23 protein-coding genes and 1 tRNA gene are annotated in these 22,100 nt (G+C 55.0%); 16 read left to right on the forward strand and 8 right to left on the reverse strand.

The features are described 5' to 3' along the window. Window position 1: 1 nt before the first annotated feature. Window positions 2-592, reverse strand: coding sequence for a YqaA family protein (locus tag AC1DYF_RS18860; RefSeq protein WP_477878310.1), 591 nt, complete (start codon window positions 590-592; stop codon window positions 2-4). 175 nt (window positions 593-767) lie between these two features. Here AC1DYF_RS18860 and AC1DYF_RS18865 point away from each other — a divergent pair, with 175 nt between their 5' ends. The 10 genes from AC1DYF_RS18865 to AC1DYF_RS18910 all read left to right on the forward strand — a co-directional run bounded on the left by AC1DYF_RS18865 (window position 768) and on the right by AC1DYF_RS18910 (window position 11,780). Next, window positions 768-1,724: an aldo/keto reductase gene (locus tag AC1DYF_RS18865; RefSeq protein ID WP_477878284.1), complete on the forward strand. Its 957-nt coding sequence runs from the start codon at window positions 768-770 to the stop codon at window positions 1,722-1,724. Between the two features lie 100 nt (window positions 1,725-1,824). Further along, window positions 1,825-1,909: transfer RNA gene (locus AC1DYF_RS18870), tRNA-Leu, on the forward strand. A gap of 186 nt (window positions 1,910-2,095) precedes the next feature. Beyond that, on the forward strand, window positions 2,096-3,316 hold the full coding sequence (locus AC1DYF_RS18875) for a tyrosine-type recombinase/integrase (RefSeq protein WP_477878285.1): 1,221 nt from the start codon (window positions 2,096-2,098) through the stop codon (window positions 3,314-3,316). 679 nt (window positions 3,317-3,995) lie between these two features. Continuing rightward, window positions 3,996-4,841 carry a DUF5131 family protein gene (locus AC1DYF_RS18880; RefSeq protein WP_477878286.1) on the forward strand — a complete coding sequence of 282 codons (846 nt, stop codon included), beginning with the start codon at window positions 3,996-3,998 and terminating at the stop codon, window positions 4,839-4,841. Between the two features lie 29 nt (window positions 4,842-4,870). Continuing rightward, the gene (gene tcmP, locus AC1DYF_RS18885) at window positions 4,871-5,749 is read left to right on the forward strand and encodes a three-Cys-motif partner protein TcmP (protein ID WP_477878287.1); all 879 of its coding nucleotides are present in this window, start codon (window positions 4,871-4,873) and stop codon (window positions 5,747-5,749) included. 299 nt (window positions 5,750-6,048) lie between these two features. Beyond that, window positions 6,049-6,396, forward strand: coding sequence for a hypothetical protein (locus AC1DYF_RS18890; RefSeq protein WP_477878288.1), 348 nt, complete (start codon window positions 6,049-6,051; stop codon window positions 6,394-6,396). Between the two features lie 46 nt (window positions 6,397-6,442). Further along, window positions 6,443-7,264 (forward strand): 23S rRNA (adenine(2030)-N(6))-methyltransferase RlmJ, encoded by an 822-nt coding sequence (locus AC1DYF_RS18895; protein WP_477878289.1) that lies wholly within the window; start codon window positions 6,443-6,445, stop codon window positions 7,262-7,264. A 465-nt stretch (window positions 7,265-7,729) separates the two neighbouring features. Then, window positions 7,730-9,607 (forward strand): ribonuclease H-like domain-containing protein, encoded by a 1,878-nt coding sequence (locus AC1DYF_RS18900; RefSeq protein WP_477878290.1) that lies wholly within the window; start codon window positions 7,730-7,732, stop codon window positions 9,605-9,607. After that, window positions 9,586-10,644: an adenylosuccinate synthetase gene (locus tag AC1DYF_RS18905; protein WP_477878291.1), complete on the forward strand. Its 1,059-nt coding sequence runs from the start codon at window positions 9,586-9,588 to the stop codon at window positions 10,642-10,644. Before AC1DYF_RS18900 ends, AC1DYF_RS18905 begins: the two co-directional genes overlap by 22 nt. A 2-nt stretch (window positions 10,645-10,646) precedes the next feature. Next, entirely contained in the window at window positions 10,647-11,780 is a 1,134-nt protein-coding gene (locus tag AC1DYF_RS18910; protein WP_477878292.1) for a hypothetical protein, read from the forward strand. A gap of 489 nt (window positions 11,781-12,269) precedes the next feature. On the opposite strand, the gene AC1DYF_RS18915 is transcribed toward AC1DYF_RS18910, so the two are convergent. From AC1DYF_RS18915 to AC1DYF_RS18930, 4 genes are read right to left on the reverse strand one after another with little or no spacing between them, the layout of a single operon-like run. Beyond that, window positions 12,270-12,575: a hypothetical protein gene (locus AC1DYF_RS18915; protein ID WP_477878293.1), complete on the reverse strand. Its 306-nt coding sequence runs from the start codon at window positions 12,573-12,575 to the stop codon at window positions 12,270-12,272. A gap of 11 nt (window positions 12,576-12,586) precedes the next feature. Then, window positions 12,587-12,856, reverse strand: coding sequence for a hypothetical protein (locus AC1DYF_RS18920; protein ID WP_477878294.1), 270 nt, complete (start codon window positions 12,854-12,856; stop codon window positions 12,587-12,589). A gap of 1 nt (window position 12,857) precedes the next feature. Continuing rightward, complete coding sequence (locus AC1DYF_RS18925; RefSeq protein WP_477878295.1) at window positions 12,858-15,161, reverse strand: primase-helicase family protein; 2,304 nt, start codon at window positions 15,159-15,161, stop codon at window positions 12,858-12,860. Continuing rightward, a complete protein-coding gene (locus AC1DYF_RS18930; RefSeq protein ID WP_477878296.1) occupies window positions 15,161-15,340 on the reverse strand; it encodes a helix-turn-helix transcriptional regulator in 180 nt (59 codons plus the stop codon). Before AC1DYF_RS18930 ends, AC1DYF_RS18925 begins: the two co-directional genes overlap by 1 nt. 317 nt (window positions 15,341-15,657) lie before the next feature. Between AC1DYF_RS18930 and AC1DYF_RS18935 the strand changes: the two genes are divergently transcribed. After that, window positions 15,658-15,849 carry a hypothetical protein gene (locus AC1DYF_RS18935; RefSeq protein WP_477878297.1) on the forward strand — a complete coding sequence of 64 codons (192 nt, stop codon included), beginning with the start codon at window positions 15,658-15,660 and terminating at the stop codon, window positions 15,847-15,849. A gap of 44 nt (window positions 15,850-15,893) precedes the next feature. Here the strand turns inward: AC1DYF_RS18935 and AC1DYF_RS18940 are convergent, their stop codons facing one another. Next, complete coding sequence (locus AC1DYF_RS18940) at window positions 15,894-16,388, reverse strand: hypothetical protein (protein WP_477878298.1); 495 nt, start codon at window positions 16,386-16,388, stop codon at window positions 15,894-15,896. 238 nt (window positions 16,389-16,626) lie between these two features. Further along, complete coding sequence (locus AC1DYF_RS18945) at window positions 16,627-17,556, reverse strand: hypothetical protein (RefSeq protein ID WP_477878299.1); 930 nt, start codon at window positions 17,554-17,556, stop codon at window positions 16,627-16,629. A gap of 354 nt (window positions 17,557-17,910) precedes the next feature. Here AC1DYF_RS18945 and AC1DYF_RS18950 point away from each other — a divergent pair, with 354 nt between their 5' ends. The 5 genes from AC1DYF_RS18950 (at window position 17,911) to lepB (AC1DYF_RS18970) (ending at window position 21,118) form a co-directional block, all read left to right on the forward strand. Next, entirely contained in the window at window positions 17,911-18,042 is a 132-nt protein-coding gene (locus AC1DYF_RS18950) for a hypothetical protein (RefSeq protein ID WP_477878300.1), read from the forward strand. A gap of 18 nt (window positions 18,043-18,060) precedes the next feature. Further along, complete coding sequence (locus tag AC1DYF_RS18955; RefSeq protein ID WP_477878301.1) at window positions 18,061-18,327, forward strand: hypothetical protein; 267 nt, start codon at window positions 18,061-18,063, stop codon at window positions 18,325-18,327. A gap of 212 nt (window positions 18,328-18,539) precedes the next feature. Then, entirely contained in the window at window positions 18,540-19,322 is a 783-nt protein-coding gene (locus tag AC1DYF_RS18960) for a phytanoyl-CoA dioxygenase family protein (protein WP_477878302.1), read from the forward strand. Window positions 19,323-19,495: 173 nt separating this feature from the next. Next, the gene (gene lepB / locus AC1DYF_RS18965; RefSeq protein WP_477878303.1) at window positions 19,496-20,386 is read left to right on the forward strand and encodes a signal peptidase I; all 891 of its coding nucleotides are present in this window, start codon (window positions 19,496-19,498) and stop codon (window positions 20,384-20,386) included. 78 nt (window positions 20,387-20,464) lie between these two features. Further along, window positions 20,465-21,118 (forward strand): signal peptidase I, encoded by a 654-nt coding sequence (lepB, locus tag AC1DYF_RS18970; RefSeq protein WP_477878304.1) that lies wholly within the window; start codon window positions 20,465-20,467, stop codon window positions 21,116-21,118. A gap of 2 nt (window positions 21,119-21,120) precedes the next feature. On the opposite strand, the gene AC1DYF_RS18975 is transcribed toward lepB (AC1DYF_RS18970), so the two are convergent. Continuing rightward, window positions 21,121-21,924: a DUF72 domain-containing protein gene (locus AC1DYF_RS18975; protein ID WP_477878305.1), complete on the reverse strand. Its 804-nt coding sequence runs from the start codon at window positions 21,922-21,924 to the stop codon at window positions 21,121-21,123. Window positions 21,925-22,100: the final 176 nt, after the last annotated feature.

Below are 22,100 nucleotides of genomic sequence, written 5' to 3' on the forward strand. Positions count from 1 at the left end.
GTCAGTGTTTCACGAGGAGATAGACGACATAGGCAACGACCAGCACCGCCGCCACCAAGCCTGCGATGAGATTGAGGCGCTTTTCGATGAAATCGCGGATCGACACGCCATATTTCGCAAACAGCCAGGAAAGCAGCGCGAACTTGCCGCCGCGCGCCACGACCGCCGCGAGGAAGAAGAACAGCAGATTGACCTGCAGCACGCCGGAGAGAATGGTCACCACCTTGAGCGGCGGCAGATGCGCCAGCCCCGACGTCACCAGGAACAGCAGGATCACCTCGAAATTGACATAGGACTTCAGCTTCTCGAATTCGTGCATGCCGTTATAGAATTCGAGGATCGGCCGGGCGATCGCCTCGAAGAAATAATAACCGATCAGCCATCCGGCGACGCCGCCGAGGATCGAGCCGAGCGCCGCGATCAGGCCATAGCGCCAGACGCGTTCTGGCTTGGCGATCGCCATCGGCAGGAACAGCACTTCGGCCGGCACCAGGAAGATCGAGCTTTCGACGAATGCGATGATGAACAGCCAGATTTCGGCGGAGGGACGTTCGGCAAGGCGGATGGTCCAGTCGTAGAGGCGCTTCAGCATGTTCATCCCGGTTGAAATGGCTGGCATCTTTATGCAGCCCCTCACGGATTTGTAAACCGCTGCGGCGCCGCAAAGCTACACTTTGATGTGATGCCGGCCGTACCGATTTCAGGCAATTGCGCTTGATTTTGGGCGTGCCGCACTCTTTTCTGCGATGGCAAAAGGAGATGACGATATGGAAAAACGCCCGCTTGGAAATACCGGCTTCGACATCGCCCCGCTCGTCCTGGGCGGTAATGTGTTCGGCTGGACCATCGACGAAAAGCAGAGTTTTGCCGTTCTCGACGCCTTCGTCGACCACGGCTTCAACGCCATCGACACCGCCGATGCCTATTCGCGCTGGGTCCCCGGCAACCAGGGCGGAGAATCGGAAACGATCATCGGCAAATGGCTGAAGGCCAATCCTGCCAAGCGCGATCAGGTCGTGGTGTTCACCAAGGTCGGCTCGGAAATGAATGCCTCGATGATCAAGAAGGACCTGTCGGCGCGCTGGATCCTCGAAGAGGTCGACAATTCACTGCGCCGCCTCGGTGTTGATGCGATCGATCTCTATTTCTCGCATTGGCCGGATCCGGCCACGCCCTATGCGGAGACGCTGGGCGCCTATGACACGTTGCTCAAGGCCGGCAAGGTCAAGTCGATCGGCTGCTCGAACCTCGATGCCGAGCAACTCGGCGAGGCGCTGAAAGTCGCCAAGGACAACGGCTTGCCGCGCTATCAGGTGCTGCAGCCGGAATACAATCTCTATGCCCGCTCGAAGTTCGAAGGCCCGTTGCGCGATCTCTGCATCAGGGAGGGCCTGGGCGTCGTCAATTATTACGGTCTTGCCTCGGGCTTTCTTACCGGCAAATATCGCTCCGAGAAGGACTTGGACAAAAGTCAGCGCGGCAGCAGCTCCGCAAAATACCTCAACGAGCGCGGGTTTGGGATTCTCGCGGCTCTGGACGAGGTCTCGGCCCACCACGGCGCCAACCAGGCCGAAGTGGCGCTTGCCTGGCTGATGGCGGCCCCCGGCATTACCGCACCGATCGCCAGCGCCAGCAAGGTCAGTCAGGTCGAGAGTTTTGCCAAAGCCGCAGCCCTCAAGCTTTCTGCCGAGGACATGGACACGCTCAACCGGGCAAGCGCCTGAGTCTCTGTTCAAAAACACGAACGCCGCGCGAAAAACCGGTTGACCGGGCGGCGTTCCTTCGTATAGTCCGCCGCTGTCTTCCGTGATCCTCACTGACATTGCCCCATTGGCGGAATTGGTAGACGCGCTCGACTCAAAATCGAGTTCCGAAAGGAGTGCTGGTTCGAGTCCGGCATGGGGCACCACCTTCTCTTCCACCACCATCCATGATAGTCCATAGCCAAGTCGCAAGGGGCTGATTTGTCAGACTCTTTCGTCTGCGGTTATCCATGGCCGTCCACCTGCAGCCAAGAGGTTTGGGGGTATGTCTGGGGGTGCGACCTAGATGACACCCCTCGGCAATACCCCCAGATACCCCCATGAGGTTCGACATGAGTTTGACGGATACAGCGATTCGAAATCTCAAGCCCTCAGCGAAGGCCAGAAAGCATGCTGATAGTGAGGGACTGTATCTTCTGGTAAACCCCAATGGCTCGAAACTGTGGCGGCTGAAGTACCGGTTTGGTGGCAAGGAGAAGACGCTTTCCTTCGGAGCATATCCCTCCATCACTCTCAAGGATGCCCGGAGGCTGCGTGATGAAGCCAAGGCTTCTTTGGCGAAGGCGGTCGACCCTTCCGTTACCGCCAAAATCGAAAAAGCCCAACGCCTCGCTGGTGGGAACAGCTTCAAGGAAGTCGCTGACGAACTGGTGGCCAAGAAGCGAGCGGAAGGCAAGGCAGCGGCAACAATGAAGAACAAACGCTTCTATCTGGGGTTCGCCGTAGCCGACTTGGGTTCAAGGCCTATTGATGAGATTAAAGCACCAGAGATCCTTGTCACGCTCCGCAAGCTGGAAAAGCGGGACAAGCTGGCAACAGCCGGGAGGGTGCGGGCAGTGATAGGTGAAGTATTCCGCTACGCCATTGCCACAGCACGGGCCGAGAGCGATCCCACGGGCGCTCTGCGGGGCGCTATCAAGGCCCATAAGGCAAAGCACCAATCTGCCATCACCGATACAAAGGGCTTTGGCGACTTGCTCCGGGCCATTGACGCCTATGAGGGGCGTGGGCCGGGTGTGAAGGCGGCGATGCAGTTGATGGCTCTGCTTTACCCCAGGCCGGGCGAGCTGCGACAAGCGGAGTGGAAAGAATTCGATCTCGATAAGTCTACGTGGACGATCCCCGCAAGTCGGGCAAAGATGCGGCGGGATCACAAGAAGCCGCTGTCACCCGCGGCTGTGCTGCTTTTGAAAGGCATGCAAGAGTGGACGGGCGAAGGACGCTTCGTCTTTCCTTCGGAACGGACAATCAAGCGCCCCATGAGCGATATGGCCATGAACACGGCCCTGAAAAGCATGGGGTTTTCCAAAGACACACATGTCCCGCACGGCTTCCGCACAACAGCTTCAACACTCTTGAACCAGAGCGGTAAGTTCAACCCGGATGCTATCGAGGCAGAACTCGCACACTTGGACTCCAACTCCGTTCGTGCTGCTTATCAGCGGGGAACTTTTTGGGACGAGCGGGTCCGCATGGCGGCTTGGTGGGCGGATGAGTGCGACAGGATGCGCCAGGGGGCGAAGATCGTTCAACTGAGAGGGAGAAAGGCATGAGCTGTCACCGGGAGGTAGAACGGAGGGATGTATCCAACGTTTGAATAAATCCGTTCTCTATACGTGTGCGGATTAGCCGAAAGTTGCGAGGCAGCGAGGCATCCTCAAAATAATATAACAAAATCAAAGAAAAGCTATGCCTCGCAGCTCTAAATGTCGAGAGGCGGTTGTGGGGCATTTGGTGAGTCGCGAGGCAAACTGGGGCACGTGGCTAAAAACGGTAACTGATGGTACGGCCTCAAATTGCCCTCGCCGTCATTAACCGCGATACTTACCGCCTCGGCTCGATCCAAATGTGCAGTCCGATAGAGCGCCTCTACCTTGGGATTATTTTGAGGTGCAAGTAAGCTTGGGTGAATGACGCTGCGGCCCGAAGCGGTCATTGGAGATCCCGTGGCGACACATCGGCTTTGCTTCCCTATATCGACAGGCAAGTCCACGGCGGTGGCTTCAAAAAGCAGGCGTCAGAACATGTCATACTTTGTCGGAATCTATGTGCCTCTAAGTGGTCATTGAGCCAGTCGAACGTGGCTTCGGTGGAGGTCTATCCGAGTACGCTGGTGAACGGAGATTTCGCTTGAAGCGTGAGTGATCGAACGTTCGTCTTCAACCAGCAACTTATCACTTTTATAAGCCAAACACAGATATGATAATGTGGGCTGAAAACAAGGAGATGATCGTGGCTGTCAACACTACAATTGAATGGACTGATCATACCTTCAACCCTTGGACGGGATGCACAAATGTGAGCCCGGGCTGCGATAATTGCTACGCAGAAGCTTGGTCTAAGCGCTCGGGGCATGTGAAGTGGGGTAATTCACCAAGAAAGCGAACGACCGAAAGCTATTGGAAAGCTCCAGCCATCTGGCAATCGAAGGCGGGCCTTTTTCAAAGCCAGCACGGCCGTCGCCAGAGAGTCTTCTGCGCCTCGCTTGCTGACGTCTTCGACAACCAGGTTGATCCTGACTGGCGAGCCGATCTTTTCAAGGTCATCCGCTCAACGCCATCGCTCGATTGGCAGCTGCTGACAAAGAGACCTCAGAATATCAAGAAGATGGTGCCTCGGGATTGGGGTCCCGACGGCTACGACAATGTTTGGCTCGGGTTCACGGCAGAGGACCAAACAAGGTTTGACCAAAGGAAGAAGGTCATTGAACAGGTTCCAGCTGCCGTTTGGTTCATTTCGTATGAGCCTGCGATCGGAAGCTTGAGAATTTCCAGCGATGACCCGAAGCCTGACTGGCTAATAGTTGGGGGAGAAAGCGGTCACGGCGCTAGACCTATGGACAGTAGATGGGTTCGCGATATTATCCAAGATTGCGAAGCGTTCGGCGTTGCACCCTTCTTTAAGCAGTGGGGAGCGTTTGGCAATAATCCATTGACGTCTGAAGACGGATTAGCGGTTGATGAAGTTAAAAAGATCGATGGCAACGGGAAAGGCGGCGGTCTCCTCGATGGAAAGATCGTGCGACAATTTCCCAATAGTTCTCGCCTCTCTCAGCCCAAGGAAACGACTGCAGCCTGAATAGAGCCACCACCTTACGCCGAGCGTCTATGGCAAAACAAACCGAGCTTTTCCCAGTTGCCCCCAAGCAGCTCTCTCCCCTCAAAATGAAGAGGGACGCCGAACATAAGGTGTGGACCGAAAACAAGGCCCAGCTCATCGCTAGGTACCTGCGATACTTTGTCTTCATCACCAAGCACGGCGCCTACATCGATGGGTTCGCTGCACCGAAAGATCCGTCGAATCCAGAGAGCTGGGCTGCGAAACTGGTCGTCGAGAGCGAGCCGAAATTTCTCCGCCAATTTTTCTGGTGTGAACTGGAGCCCGAGAGAGCCAGATACTTGGAAGAATTGGCGGCCGAACAACCTTTGATGAAGCCAGCTCGTCGGTACGAGGTCTTGGTCGGCGATTTCAACAATTCGATTGACCAGATTTTGGCCAGCGGCATTATCACCGACAAAACGGCGACCTTCTGTCTGCTCGATCAGTTCATGTGTGAATGTGAATGGGCCACGCTCGAGAAGCTCGCCAGACATAAGTCAGGGGGTAACAAGGTCGAGCTTTTCTATTTTCTTGGCGTCGGATGGATGTCCCGCGGCCTTTCCGGCTTTACCAAAAACGTCGAAATACCGCAAAGATGGTGGGGTAGGGACGACTGGAGGTCTCTACAATCGCTTGGTCCTACTAAGCTCACATTGAAATTTGAGGAAAGATTCCGAAAAGACCTTGGTTACCGCAATGTATACTCGTTTCCCATTTACGAACACGAGGGAAGCAGCGGCAAGCATATGTTCACGATGATCCATGCGTCCGATCACGACGAGGCGCCCCGCCTTATGCAAAGGGCATATCGCAATGTCATGAAGCCCTTGGAAGATGAGGAGCAGTTGGCTCTTGAGCTGGGTGTCAAGCCGCTCACTGTGGTATGACTGAATCGACGCAGCGACCCGTCTTGCAAGATTGGATGGGAACGTCTAGGTCGACAGAGAAACGGAGCGGCTATGCCGAATTTCGAAGCAGATGATGAGACCCTGAGAGAGCTGGAAAAGCTCCGAGAGTTCTACAGACTTCACAGCGTTGGGTTCACGATCCGGAGGGCTCTCGCTATTGCGTCGATGTTAAGAGACTATTCGGACCCCGACGGGACAGTGACTGTCGTAAAGCCCGGAACGGGCGGTCAAGAGACCGTCAAGCTCAGTCAGCGCTATGCTCATAAGGGGGGCTGAGAGTGAGTTCTGAAGACAAACTTGGAGACACTCCTGAAGCTAGGCTCCTTGCTGCGGAGGATCGCTTCTCCTTCACAGAGCGAGCCGGCCGAGCTGACAGTGAGGCACGGGCGCAGGTTGCTGAAAAAGTGCTTTCGACTGTAACGCATCTTAACCTGGCATTGTTCGGCTTCATCGGGGCAGCGATGATAATTGATCAATACAATGTAGCTTATGGCTATTACAGCTATCAAATGGTGACTGATGAGCTGCTCGGCGGGCTTATCGCAGGCGTCGTGGCCGAGATCGCCGCTCTCGCCTTTTGCTTTGGCCGTCTTCCGTTCATAAAGCGGTGGACCGAGAAACAATAGTTTCGCGTTTAGAAACGGCTCTTGCCTCTTACACTTTGGAAACGAAATGAATTACCGCCACGCCTTTCACGCGGGGAACCACACCGAGGTATTCAAGCATGCCGCGTTGACAATGCTATTGGATTGCCTACGATTGAAAGCGAAGCCTTTTTTTGTTCTCGATACACACAGCGGAATTGGATGCTACGACCTTCAATCCACGGAAGCGCTTAAGACGCGAGAGTGGGAGAAAGGGGTTGGAGCGATTTTTGACAGGTTCTTGTCGAGTGCCCCGACATACAGTGAGCTTCTCAAAAAACTCAACTCAGGTGAATTGGTTCTTTACCCCGGCTCACCGGAGATCATCTCGCGATCGCTCCGCCCGGGTGATCGTCTGATAGCAAACGAGCTTCACCCCGACGACTACGACCTTTTAAGTATTCGATATAACCGCTCGCATGGCGTCCATGTGCAAAACCGTGATGGCTATGAAGCGATCAATGCGACCGTGCCTCCCCCTGAGCGGCGCGGACTGGTGTTCATTGATCCGCCTTTTGAGAAGACCGATGAGGTCCAGGCCATGTGCAAAGCCTTAGCAAGAGGGTTGAGGAAATGGAATACCGGCATTTTCTGCCTCTGGTACCCTTATAAAAATTCTTTGATCGGGGACACATTGGCCAAATTCGCGGCTGACAACAAGTTTCCTGATACCCTGAGGGCGGATTTTTTAGCTTTCCCATCTGACGGAACCTCACTCACAGGGGGAGGCCTTCTGATCTGCAACGCGCCCTGGAAATTTGACGAGAAGCTCTCGCAGCTTTGCGAGGAGCTGAAATCAGCGTTCAAGAAAAGTACCTATTCTATTTCTTGGGTCACTCAGCCGAACTGATCAGTGCACACGGTCGTTTGGCATGACCTCGTCTTCCTCCATCGCGTGAATAGCGGTCATGAGGTCACGAAGGCGGTAAGACATGCGCTCGTTTCCGCGGTTAAAAGCAGCGATGGCTCTTCGATCTAGTTCGTCCAGAGTTTTTTCGCTTCCATACCTCTTCATAAGCCTGATGGCTCGGAACCACGCTGACCTAGGAATCCCGTAGTCGTGAAGCCGCGACTCGTCATTAATCCACATCTCGACCGAGAGCTCCAGATCGCCGTCTGTCCAGGTCGTCTTTTCACGCTTCAAATTTCACCTACTTATCAACTGTAAAATTCTCGGGCAGGGGTCGCGAAACCGCATAGAACTGCGCTATGCTCCCCCCGTATCACAGAGTCGTACCTCTTAGATATCCACGAATGTAGATTGACACTAGACAAAACCTGCCTGACTAGAGGCTCTTCTGTCCCGGGTGGGAAAATGCTTAAAAAGGTCGAACAATCAAAGATCCCAAAAGCGCTTCCCCGCCATCTGCGCGAGCAAATCGCCTTGTGCCACGAATATCCTGAGGATATTCTCTTTCTAGATATCGAGACAACAGGACTCAGTCATTATTACGACGAAATCACGGTAATAGGGTGGTCTATCGGCGGCAAGGCTTCAACCGTTGTGAAAGGTGCAAGCGTTCACGATTTTTACCGGGACGCGGCTCGCGCCAAGGTAATGGTTACCTTTAACGGAATTCGCTTCGACCAGCGCTTCATCCTCCAGGAACTCCCAGGGATTGAGCTTCCGAAACATCATATCGACCTGATGTATCTTTGCAGGAGAGTTGGTCTGACGGGCGGACAGAAAGCGATCGAGCGGGAGCTCAACCTTAGTCTGAGGGATGGCCTTGGCGATGTTGACGGGTTTGCTGCCGTGCTGTTGTGGCACGAATACCTCCGTGGCGATGTCTCCTCGCTCCAGAAGCTGATCCGCTACAATCGTGCCGATGTCGGCGCCATGGGCGCCATTTTCGACAGCGTTCTGAAGCTTTTCCCGTTAGAGCGTGATCTTTTTCAAGCCTCCGCAAGGTTTGTCGAGTGGGCTGCACCAAGTGATTGGTTGACCCTTCCAGAGCTTGGTCCTGCCGCATCGCACTTGGTCGCAGCTCCTCACTTCGACGAGTTGCTCGCGAAGACTCCGGCAGGTTGCGCTACTATTGTAGGCATTGACCTCACGGGCTCGGAAGCAAAAGGGAGTGGGTGGGCCTTGCTTCAGGGCAATGAGGCCGAGTGCCGTCTTGTATTCACCGATGCCGAATTGATTTCAAACACTTTGGCAACAAAGCCTGATCTGGTATCGATTGATTCACCTCTCTCCCTGCCGTTCGGACGCACCGTCGTTGAAGATTCTGATCCCGGCCGAAACGAGTTCGGGATCATGCGGCGGTGTGAACGCGAGCTGAAGCGTCGTGGCGTGAATGTCTACCCCTGCCTCTTGCCAAGTATGCAAAAGCTGACGGCTCGTGGCATTCGCTTGGCCCATACTCTTCGAAATCTGGGGATTCCGGTGATCGAGAGCTATCCTGGAGCGGCCCAAGATATCATGCGTATTCCTCGAAAAGGCGCGGGTATCGAATGGCTTAAGCTCGGTCTTGGCCGCTTTGGCATTCGTGGCAGCTATTTGGAAGAAAATGTGTCTCACGACGAACTGGACGCAATTACGTCTGCCTTAGTCGGTTCATTCCATCTTGCGAACCTGACCGAGGCGCTGGGTGACAGCGATGAAGCTCCGCTTATCATCCCCGATCTTAATGCAAAACAAGGTCCGTTTGCTATTGGTGTTAGCGGTCCGATCGCATCGGGCAAAACGTCGTTTGCCCGCGAGTTGGAAGGGCATGGCTTCTCCTATGTCCGGTTCAGCGAGGTCTTGGATGAACTTCTTCGTGAGCGGGGTCTCGAACTGAACAGAGAGAATCGTCAGAGGCTTGGCAAGGAAATTAACGTCACTGGCAAGCAGCGTTGGCTTGCGGAGCAGACGTTGAGGCGCGTGGAGCCTGCCAATCGTATCGTGATAGACGGGTTGCGGTTCGGCGAGGACCACGCCTTTTTCTCCGAACACTTCGGAGGACGCTTCAAGCATATTTACATCCAGACGGACGACGGGATAAGAAAATCCCGTTATTCGGCGAGAGACGGTAACGACAGTTTCGATGAGGTGTCTTCATCGGATGTCGAACGCGGCGTGAATGCATTAAAGCCGCTTGCCCACGAAATCTTTTCGAATGATGGCAGTCGCGATGCGCTCTCAACGTGCGTTGCCGAAATTGTCCAGAAAGTCGAGGAGCGTGGATGCCAGTCTCAATTGTCGTAGGTGGACAATTCGGCTCAGAGGGAAAGGGGAAGGTCGCCCTTGAGCTTGTTCGTCACCATTCGCGATCGGATGTGATTGTCGTCCGTGTCGGTGGACCGAATTCGGGACATACGGCTTACGACCGCGAAGGCAGAAAATGGGCACTTCGTCAAATGCCTGCCGCGTGCGTCGACAAGAATGTAGACGTCGTTTTTCCAGCTGGGTCATATATTGATCCGGAGCTCCTTCTTCGCGAGATCGCAGAACTTGACTATCCTTTAGATCGGGTGCGCATCAGCCCATTCGCGAGAGTTATAACCTCCGAACACCAGGAGTGGGAGCGACAGGCGGGACTCACGAAGGCGATTGGGTCTACGGGGTCCGGTGTGGGTGCTGCCGTCCTTGCAGCGGTTGCCAGAAATGCACAAAACCTTGCTCTTGCATCGCCTTCAGCCGGCAAATGTGAGCTTCTGCAGTTATTTGTTCATGACGTTGGCGCATACCTCGATACCGTACTGTCTCGAAATGGTCGGGTGATTATAGAGGGTACGCAAGGATTTGGTTTGTCCTTACTAGATAGCGGATTTTGGCCCCAAGCCACAGCTCGCTGCACCACCGCCGCCGGTGCACTTGCGGAAGCTGGCCTCAGCCCCCGGGTGGTGGACAACGTGACCCTGGTTTTGCGGTCCTATCCGATCAGAGTGGCCGGAGAATCCGGTCCACTGGCAGGAGAGCTGACTTGGGACGAGGTGGGGAAGCGGACGGGCAAGACAGGGCTCGAAGAGTTTACGACAGTGACCCAAAAGCTTCGTAGAGTTGGAGAATTCGACCCGAATCTGGTCCGTCAGGCTATTAGTATCAATAAGCCTGATTATGTCGTGCTGAACCATATGGACTACGTCGGCAACTGGGAAGAGCTCGGCCGCCGTGGATCGGCAGTGCAGAACTTTTTGGAACGGGTGACATCAGAGATCGGTGCAGTAAACTTGCTAGGGTTTTCTCCGATGGGGGTGGTGGAGCATGATGGCAAAAGTCGTCATGCCGCCTCGGGAGTGTGACCTTGACAGAAACAACAACCGACAGGGAAATTGAGGTTTTCTCAGCCGAGGAAGGACGTCGACGAGCACTCGATCACGTTGGTGTCGGCGATCCTTATCCGAATATACCGCCCTCGCTTTTGTCGGCAGATGACATTGACCTTTATGTCCAAGCGACCGGACTAATCGCCCCTTACCACAGATTTGGAGAGAACGATCGCCTCAAGAAGGCATCGTATGAAGGTCGAATCGGTGATTTCGCTTATAAATATGATGACGATGGTAAACTCGTCCCAATTCTTTCGAAAGGCAAAGGACTAACCGTCCCGGCAAATACCATTGTGTTCGTCGAAACCAACCTGGAATTTCGCCTTCCTTCTTACATTGCTCTGCGCTTCAATATGGCGATCACCCATGTCCACCGCGGTTTGCTCCTGGGTACGGGACCGCTCATCGACCCCGGTTTCTGGGGTAAGTTGTGCATTCCTCTGCATAACTTGACCAATTTGCCCTACGAAATTCCTGCAAATGAGGGGTTGATCTGGGTAGAATTCACCAAGACCACGTCGAATCCGTCCGCGGGTCGAAATCCGCTTGTTTCTGTCGCTAAATCTGGAGAGGACCCTAGCAATCCTGGCTTATGGAATATTGTGAGATTTATTGAAAAGGCAGCTAGGCAATACGGTCCACCGGAAAAGTCGATTGCAATTCGAAGCTCCATTCCGTTGATGGCTGAAGAGGCGAAAGAAAAAGCCGAGAAGGCTGCTGAAGAAGCTAGAAAAGCGAAAGATGATGCGGCGAAATCGCAAAAATCGTCTGATGACGCTAAGGCTGCAGCCGAACAAGTCAAGTCGAAGGTCGAAAGCTATGGCGTTATAGCTTTGCTGGTTTCGATCGCAACTGCCTTCGGTATCTTCGCGTCCTTCTATTTTGGTGTGCGCGCTGATCTTGCTGCACTTAGCACTCGAATAGACACAGCAATTGATGCATCAGATAAAAGCGAAAGCAGCGATAAAACTGCTGGCCCTCGCCAATTGAGCGCTGAAGAGAAGCTCAAGTCAGATGTTGAAAATCTAAGAAGCCGCCTTGACGGCGTAGCGCGAGAAAACGCTGCCCTTAGAGCACAAATTCAAATTCTAACGGATAGCAAAAAGTAGTAGATCGCCGACCTACTGGCATTGCGGCAACAATTGCTTTGTCTTCTTATCACTCCGACTGGATAGATTGCCGGGCGGTCGGCGTTTTGCACCTTGTTTGAGGCGTTGCCAAATGTCAATTATAGAAGGGTCTTTTGCTATCCATCCTAGTTTGGATAACAAACTGACGTCAATCGATTCAGGCCTATGCCACCTTCTGTAGGATGCTATAGTAAGGCGACTCTAGAGGTTCTTTTCGGCGTATCGGGAATACGACACGATCATGCCGAATGTATGGGCCCGTGGGAACCTCGGCTATTGATTTCCCTGATGCCACGGTACCCGGTCAGATCGCTCATATTCAAACGCACGGCAACGGCGGCCCCACGGCTAAAGCGGCAGGGTTTCCTATCAAGATTTGGAGAAAATCTGACTGCCGAAGTCAGACAAACAAACACGACACAAAAATCCGCTAGTCGCGGCGGAAAAGCAGACAGGTAATAGCGGTCTTTAGTGGCTGTGTTCCATGTAGTCACCATCATCGGTCAAAAGGCAGATGGCGTCCAGCTTCTCGGAGTCCGAAGCGAAGGAGTGGGACTTCTCCAGGGCCTTCCGCATTTCCTCATGAGATTTGGCTTTCCAGCGGAACTGCCACTTGAGCCATTTGTCGTTTCGACGATTGCGAGTGCGAAACTGCTCAATGACGATCTTGCAATTTTTGTCGTAGATCACGCGTTCCTGATCCGACATTTGGACAATGACAAGCGGCCAGTCGTCGTCACGTTCGTGTTTCACGTCGTCGTTGTGGTCTTTCACGTATTGGTCTCTCATTGTGCAGAAATCCTTCTGAGTTGGTCCATGTCTTGGGTAAAGTTCATGCAAAGATCTATCATGTCGAGGGCATTATCGGCTGTGTCGGCGGTTCGCCATTTCCCGACGTAATAGGGGCTAACCGCTCGATGTTGCAGGATCAACGGCTTTCCGCTGATGTGTCGGATCACGCGCCAATTAGCGTCGAATTTGACGATAACGTCCGGGTAGTCATCGAGGCCCTGCTGTTGTTCGGCAATGAGGCGGCGAAGGCGGCGGGATGCCATCTCAGGTTCCTTTGCGGTGAGCAATGATTTGGGTTTCAGTCGCGTTTTTCCAGCGGTCGAAGTTGCGGATGATCCAAAGCCGGTTCTTGGGGGATTTCGGATTGCCCGGTTCGGCTCGTATCTGGCCGGTCTGGATCGCGCCGATAGCCCTGAGCGCGTCAAAGCGCTGGTTACGCGTGGACGACATACCCAAGGCAAAGYGGAGGTCGTCCATGTGGATCACGTCGCGGTCGAAGGGCGCGTTGCGGCTCTCGACAAGCTCTTGGAGGGACTTTTCGGTTTCAGGCAGAGAGTCGTAGAGAAGCCGGTGCTTGGCAGCGGTCATGGGCGGCGGTGCCTTGGGGTCGAAGTTGCTCAGGTCACGACGCAGCAACTCGTGCAGGATGGCAGGGGCTTCGGTTTTGACTGCCTCGGTCAAAGAGCCGTAATAATCGCCGGACTGGCGGCGCATAGGGCTCTCATAGAAGAAAAACCGTTTATCAGCCTTTTCGAGCGTGAGAGGGCGAGAATGGTTGGACGTCAGGAGGAGGAAGTCCGGCGTCCTAGCCCGAAATTTCTGAACTCCCTTCTTTTCCACAAGCTTCTCGCGTTCGGTAAGAGAGGTCTTCGTCTTGTTGTATACCCCGAGCTTATTGGAAAGCGGGAGCTCCTCGACGCAGAGCAACTGATAGTCGGCGGTGTGGGCGTTAAACTTTTCGCCAAAATCCTCGCCTTGGATGGTCTGGTGATTATCCGGTCCAAGAAGCCGCTTGATGAGTTCCAGAAGCTGTCCTTTGCCGATCTGTTGTTCAGGGCTTGCAAGCAGATAGGCGTGACGGATTTTTTCACCGGGATAGCGAACGATGAAGGAGAGGCAATCCAGCAGGTGTTTGAGGGCGATTTCGCCGTCGTCGGGATCACAGAACAGCAGGTCAAGGTGACGCCGGAAGACAGGCCACTCTCCTTGTGCGGGCTGGAGCGGCGAGGGCGTCCACAAATTCAGGACAGGGAGGCCATCGTCGGTTTTGGTTATCCGGTTGTGATTGCCGGGGAGGTATTGAGCAAGGCGGACGCGCTGAGCCTGGGGAGAAGCCAGAAATGCGGCGTGGGCCTTACCGTCGAAAAGGTAGCCAATCTCGGAGTCGAGGGCATCGGGGGAAAGCTCCATTTCCCGGCTGAAATGGTCCAGGTCGAAATAACGGAGATTGGGAGTTCCAACGCGGACGAAGCGGCGTAGCGCGTCGGCTCTTTCAATATCGGAAGGGATGCCAAAGCCAAAGGTAATGGGCGAGCGGTCTTGATCCATCAACGGGCAATCCGAACATTTCTCAGCGCCGCAGGTTTGCTGAATGGTCTCGCATTTGTGCGGCGGCGTGCGGCGTGCCATATAGGTGGCGAATTGGGCTTCGCTGAAACGGTCATCAAGCCGGGACAGGTCACGTGCGATGCTCTCGCCATCTTCACAGGCGCCAGCAAAGCTTAGGAAGTGGTGCCATTCAGGTTCGGGCAGGCGCGCACCGGCTTCCATCCGTGCGACCCAATCGGCAACGATGCGGCAGTGGGTTTTGATGGCATAAAAATCAGCGGCATCGCGGCGGTCGCGATAGTCGAGCGTGTTCAACTTGCTGGCTATCACGGCAGTCTCGATAGCCGCAGGCAAGGGATTGGCTTTATCGGCCCAAGCCTGTAATTCAGCGGCGCTATAGCGAAGGTTCGCATCCGCGCTGACAAGCAACACGGGTTTGGCGATGCCGTTCTTCCGATTCCACGTTCCGGGATAGCGAAGAACGCGGGCAAGGTCGGAAGTGTCGTTAAGCTTCCAGCGGTGCCTCTCTCTGGCCTGTTTGATGATGGCTTGCTGAAAGTGACGATGCATGGTCCGGGCTTCATGCGCGGGCATGAGGTCCTTCAGAAACCACCGTATGTGCAAGCCATTGCCGGAATGGATGATGGAACTCGGAGGCGGAAGGCCGATATCGGTGATGAAGGCCTGGAGTTCATCAAAGCTCTGCGGAATTGCCGCTTCGGCGTGAGCATCGAGGTTGTCGGGGGTGAGGACATCGGCGTCGAAGTGAAAGGCAGACAGATAGCCGATATACGAGGAATCACCACGCTTTCCCGGCAGGGGTTTTCGGTTGAGAATGGCGTCGGTGAAATAGACTTCATGAGAACGGGCTTGCGCCTTCATGAAGGAGTCGGCTTCGGACAATTGGTCCATCGTGAAGAAGCCAAGCGGGGGGAAGGCATTGCCGACCTTGTGGCTCACGGAAATGATACCATCTATGGGGCGGTGGCGGTGTAGCATCTCAAGGAAGGTGGCAGACATTAGACTTCCCGGCAGTTTTCGAGCAGGGCCTCGATCTCAGAGATTTTCAACAGAGCTCGTTTGCCGATTTTGATGCGATTGAGTTGCCCGGAAGCGATAAGGTTGTACAAAGTGGATCGGCTCAGGCCGGTCATCTTGGCCGCGTTAGGTATCGTGCAGGTGAGTTGCGAGTTGTACATGGTTTATCCTCGTTGTTTGCTATGAGGATAAATGGCTCTTGCCATAAAAACTTAAAGACAGGAAATGATTCACAACGATTCATTAAGATTCACTATTATATAGGAACGTTTACCTACGTCGCCCTTCTGCTATCGATATGATATCACGCCCATTTTCTCAAAATCGCCCGGAGTTGGTTTGACCCCATTGGAGCGCCAACGCTCTGGGAGTGCTGTAAAAATCGTGGTACCCTTCCCCTTGCGGCGAACTGAGATTGAAGGCACCCTGGCTCGCTTAAGCATAGCAGCAGCCACCTTCATCGTCAGATGAGGCTGGTATGTCTCTTGGTGCAAAAGACCCGAATTCAACCAGAAAGCATGCCGAGCACGGTAGCATCAAGCTTTGGGGGTACTATTGGGGGCATCACGCTAAGACGAAAAATATTTTTATCTTTATTATCAGCGACTTAAAAGATAATTTCGGCTTCGGCATGGGCACCAAAACCTTCTGCTTTGCCGAATATATATAGTAATTTCAACGAGCTAAGCCTCAAGGAAGGCTGAGCCGTACTGCTCAATAGCAGTCCTCCTGGGTGATCTCCACTACAAGTTTTTTCGAACTTCCGTCTTTTCTGAAGGTTAGCCTAAACATCTCGGGTGTTCCAGAAAGAAGAAGCTTGCTGATGCTGGGGCATACCGTCGGTATTATCTGATCTATATTATCTTCGTTGGCGACCGCTGCCGCGTTTCCAAACAGCGTGTAATCATAGCCAATCTCACCAGAAGGCATAGAAACACGATCCAGTCTTGCTTCTGCATCGATCATTTTCGGAAGACCTTCGTTGGTTCTTTGAGCCTCCAACACGTTGTCGAAGTAAAGGGCTGCGGATTTGTTGTGCAAAATTGGATAAAGCGAAACGAGGACAACCGGAAAAACCTGCCACATCGTTCCCAATTTGGAGGCCTTCCGGAGGATTGCGTAAACAACAAGGCCAATGACCCCTAAAGTTACAGCCGCTGCTGTATAGCTGACCCAAACTGGCAGCGCTGCTACATCAACCACTTCCATTCCCCATTTCGTCCAGATAATCACTCAGCCTTCAACCGGCTGTCAACGATATCTGCCCCCATAACTCCATCTCCCACGCCCTCGGCTATCCGACCACGGTGGCATGCCGTGAATCGGCGAGTGCCTGGATAAGCCAATAGCGCCGGCTCATCGGAGCCGGCGATTGTTTGTTTGATTGAAACAACAGATACAGAAAGTCGTCGGCACCCGTTGCGCCATTGCTCGGTCAGCCGTGCGATCAGACTGTATGGAAATCCCCGGCAGTCAGGGCCAGGTTCGGATCGAGATGGGCGATCTCGACCGCCGCACCGTGGCCCGAGCCATCGGCGTCGTAGAAGAGGTCGCCGGTGCCGGCATTGTAGATGATATGCTGGTTGGCGGTCGTGGCGGCAGCACCGATCTTGAACTCGGAGGTTGCAAGCGTGCCGACTGCAAGTTGCCTAAAAGCGTGATGAGTGAATTCGAACGAATCGGCGCTGACATCGAAGCCTATGACCTGATCGATATTGTCAGCGGCAGCGGCAGTCGAAAAACGGAACGTGTCCGCGCCGCCGCCGCCGATCAAAGTGTCAAAGCCGGCGCCGCCGGAGAGGCGGTCGACGGCCGCACCGCCGCGCAACGTATCATCACCGCCCTGGCCATCGAGGCGCAGATGGTCGGCGAGGACAAATACCGGTGCGTTGGCGACCGCCTGGACCGCCGCATACATGGTATCATTGCCGGCTGTACCCTCCCAGTTGACGACATTGCCTTGCGCAAATGTCGCGCTCATCGACTGGATGGCCTGCCCGAGTTCGAAGGAGAGCGTCGCGACCTTTCCGTCGCTGATGCTGAATTCGATGCTCGAGGCGTGCGACAATCCACCGAAGATCGAACCATCGTAAGGCGATAGCGCGGCAATGTTGGCGGCAGTATCGCTGATGACGACATCGACATCCTGATCCTTCGCCAGCATGTCGTTCATCGCGTAATCCTTGTAGATCCCGAACATGGTGTGAACATAGGAATAGACCGAGTTCACCGCATCGAAATCCGCCACCGTGTCGGTGATCGCGGTTTCGAACCGCCCATGCACGAATGAATTCGACTGATGCGCCCAGACATAGCCCTGGGCAGTGTATTCCTCGAAAAGCGGCGTGCTGATGATGGAGTTATGGATGCCTGGCATGACGTATTCCTTTCGTTGAACGGGAATCGGATCGTCTGGGAGAGGCGAATGGAGGATTCCCTCTTGGCAAATGCTGACTAAAACTTATCGGAATGGGCCGCTCGACGCTGTTCCGTTCGGAACAACGGTGGATTTGCCCCATAATATTCGTTTGATTTACGAAACTGGTGAGGTGCCGTTGTTTTTTCCGCGACCCTCGGGAATGGCAAAGCTCCTGGAATCTCGCAGCGCCACGGGCTTTTAACTTACGCTGTCTCGGCAGAACTCCGGCTCTCAGGAAGTTTCATCGAACCGTCTTCAAGTGCGAACGGGCGGCGCGACGGAACTTTTCACCCGGCGAATCATTGCAAAGACATGAAAAGCACAGGACAGAACGCCCGTCGTGGCATGATGACCTTCGTGGCCACGATCTTCTCCATCGCCTGCATGATCGTGGTGATGTATTTTGTCGTCTTCCATCCAGGCACGCCCGCGCTGCCCGGCTGACGCATGAGGAGTCCCGACATGGGCATCATGGAAAGAATCAAACGCGCCTTCGGCGGCGACACGCCGGAAGTCGTCCAGGACGAGGCCGATACGCCGGAGGCGAGCTATCTGGGGACGCAACTGTCGACGACGGGCGTGATCCCGGACGTGTCGACATCGGCGACGGATCCGGCCATGCGTGACGTTGCCGCCAGTGGCGTGCAGCCGATTTCCAAGCGGGCCGAGATCGAGCGGGAACAGAACCCCGAAGCCCGCCGCGACAACGAGGTCGTACGAAAACCCTGATGTGATAACGCCCACCTCGATCACGCGGCCGAGCGGCTGTGTGACGACGCGTCCCATAGCCGTGCGAGCGTAAGAGCCAATCTCAACGCCAAACAGACCCTGCAAGGCACGCCAGCTTGCGGCGGATCGACAAACGGTCCGGACCTGTGACACCCGCCAGCGAAAAGCAAGGATGTCGACATGCAGGCAACCGACCTCGTCCCCCCCCCAAAATGATCGAGGACTATCAGTGCGACGGCGCGGTGCTGGTCAAAGGCCTGTTCGCGCCTTGGGTGGAAGAACTGCGGGCCGGCATCAGGCGCAACATGGACGAGCCCAGCCCTTATGCCTCCGAGAACCTGAAACCCGGCGAAAGCGGCCGCTTCTTCGACGACTATTGCAACTGGGAACGCATTGCGGAATTTTCCGATGTCATCCGCCAGCCGCTTGTGGCGGAGGTCGCCGCGGCGCTGATGCAATCCGAGACGGTGCAGATGTTCCACGACCATGTTCTGGTGAAGGAAGCACAGACCTCCAAGCCGACGCCATGGCACCAGGATGGGCCCTATTATTTCGTCGAGGGCCGCCAGACGGTCAGCTTCTGGTCGCCGCTCGATCCGGTCAAGGAGGCCAGCCTGCGCTGCGTCGCCGGCTCGCATCTCTGGGAAAAGCAGGTGCTGCCGACCCGCTGGCTGTCAGAGCAGAATTTCTATCCCGACCCGAGCGCCTATATGCCGGTGCCGAACCCGGATGCGGAGGGGATGAAAACCCTCGAATGGGACATGCAGCCGGGCGACGCCGTGACCTTCAACTTCCTCACCCTGCACGGCGCCCGCGGCAACGACAGCGGCATTCGCCGCCGCGCCTTCTCGCTGCGCCTCGTCGGCGATGATGCCCGCTATGTCGAACGGCCGGGCCGCACTTCGCCATCCTATCCGGGGCATAACATGCAGCCGGGACAGCGGCTCAGGGAGGATTGGTTTCCCTATCTCAGGGGACGCGCGACGGCTGTCTGATTTTTCGGATTGCGACGAACGCACTGCTTGATTTGACGTAGGGAACAAGCAAGGATGGCGTCAGGTCCAAGTCTGTATATCAGTGATTTAAAATGAGCATATTAACCCCATTTCGCAATCGTCATCCGCTTGTCGCAGTCCTTGTCAGTTATTGCCTCGGCGTCCCGGCTGGCATGGCCTATATCGGGCGCGGGCGGCTCAGCATTGTCTATTTCATTCTGACTGTTCTGATCTGTCCCTTTGCGGGCATCCTGTTCGTCGGTGAAACCCGCCCGGGCATCTATGCTGCCATAGCCGGAATCGTGCTGCTGTTTCTCTTGGTCGGCCTTGTTCACACATTCATCTTGGCGCGCCGGATCCCGCCAGGAATGCAATACAAGTGGTATTCCAGATGGTATGGAGTCATCCCGATCTTCCTTCTTGTACCGTTCACAATTGCATTCGGTATGCGGTCATTCATCCTGCAGCCGTTCACCATCCCATCGGGGGCGAACATTCCCACTATTGTGATCGGCGATTATCTGTTGGCGTCAAAAATGGCCTATGGCTACAGCGAGTTTTCGATCCACTTCATGCGGGGCCTCGCTAGTTTTTCCCTGCTCAGAATCCCGCCCGCCCGCGGCGACATGGTCATATTCGGCCGGCCCAGCGACCCAAGCATAAACCAGATCATGCGAGTGATCGGCCTGCCCGGCGACCGAGTGCAAATGAAGGACGGAATTCTCTATCTGAACAACTTGGCGGTGAAACGCGAACCAGCCGGTACCTACACCAATACCGGCAATGATAACGGCGTCTCATATTCCGAGGTCCCAGTCTTCCGCGAAACCCTCCCCGGCGGGAGGACCTATCTGACGCTGGATCTGAGCGACGACGCCGAAGGCGACAATACTCAGATCTTCACGGTTCCGCCTGGTCACTATTTCGTGCTCGGCGACAACCGGGACAACAGCAACGATAGCCGATTCAGTATGGGCTTTGTTCCCGAGCACTATATCTATGCCAAGGCGCTCTCTGTTTATGACGGCACGAAGCCCGGTTTTCCGTTTCGAACAATCCAGTGACGTGCGTCTCTACTTTCACCCGCTCGACTGGCTCCCTCGCCGCAGGTTTGCGTGGCGCCAAATCAAGATGGAATTCTCATGGACCCGTTGACTTTACCGGCGCTCGGCCTGGCCCTTTTGATGCGCATCTTCATCTTTGAACCGTTTACGATTCCGGCGGGCTCAATGGTGCCGACCTTCGACATAGGCGACTATGTGATCGGCACGAAATTCAGCTACGGCTACGACCAGTTCTCGATCCCCTCGCCGATAAAGGCTGATCTGCCGGAGTTCCAGCTTATGAAAGGCGTGCCGAAGCGGGGGGATGTCGTCTTCTTCGCCTATCCTCCCAATCCATCTATCAGCTATGTCAAGCGTGTCATTGGCCTGGCCGGTGACCATGTGCAAATGATCGATGGCATGACCTACCTTAACGGCAAGCCGTTGCCTCGCCACCTCGTCGCGCACTATCACGGCCGGACGCCCGGCTATGATGGGGATGCGATCTATCGGGAAACGCTCCCCGATGGAACGAGCTACGATGTCATGGAAATCACCGACAATGGCGATGGCGACAACACGCAGGAATTCGTGGTGCCGCCGGGACATTGCTTTGTCCTCGGCGACAACCGCGACAACAGCGCCGACAGCCGCTTTCAGGTTGGCTACGTGCCTTACGCCAATATCTTCGCTAAAGCACTCGTCAAGGTCGACTATTACGGCCCGAAACTGAAGGCGCACTCCATCCGCTGAGCCTACTTCACCCGCTCGATCAGCTCCATCGCCGCATGCGGGTTGCGCTCCTTGAAGCCGCTGATCACATAGAGGAACACGTCCCTCGCCTCGGCCTTCGGCTGATCCTTCGATGCGGCCTTGAGGTCATCCGGCACCTTGCCCGCAGCCCATTCCTTCGCCCTTTCGGCCCAGCGGTCGAGCACCTTCGGCGCATAGCCCTTGGCGTGGTCCTCGGTCGTACCCATGATCCGGGCATAGACGAAGGGGGCTGTAATATCGGCGATCTCAGGGAATTCCGAATCGCCAGCGGTGATGATCGCCACCTTGTATTCCCTGAGCAGCGCGATGAAATCCGGCGCGCCGAAGCTCTCATGCCGGACTTCGACGGCGTGCTGGATCTTGCGGCCATCCACCTCCTGCGGCAGCAGTTTCAGGAATTTCTCGAAATCGTCCGGATCGAATTTCTTCGTGCCCATGAACTGCCAGTTGATCGGCCCGAGCTTTTCCTTGAGCAGCAGAATGCCGCTGTCGAAGAATTTTTCGATCGAACCGCCGGCCTCGGCCAGCACCCTCTTATTGGTGGCGAAACGCGGCGCCTTGAGCGAAAAGACAAACCCTTCGGGGGTCTCGTCATACCATTTGGCAAAACTGTCGCCCTTGATCGAGCCGTAGTAAGTGCCGTTGACCTCGATCGAGGTCAGCTTGCTTGCGGCATATTCCAGCTCGCGCTTCTGCGACAGTTTTTCAGGATAGAACGTGCCTCGCCAAGGCTCGAAGGTCCAACCGCCGATGCCGATCCGGATCGTTCCCGCGTCCTTGCTCATCTCGTCCTCCGCTTTTGTGACTTTGTTCTAGTACCTCTGCACAGAGGATTTGACGGTTTGGTTTGGCTGCAATGTTGGCAGGCAGTTGTGGTGGATGAGTAGTTCGACACTGCGTGCGATGCGTGGCTGCCTGCGGATCAGGCCGTTGCTTTCGAGCGTGAGCAGCATCTGGTGGA

It is taken from the genome of Rhizobium sp. P2_G9 (assembly GCF_056403475.1).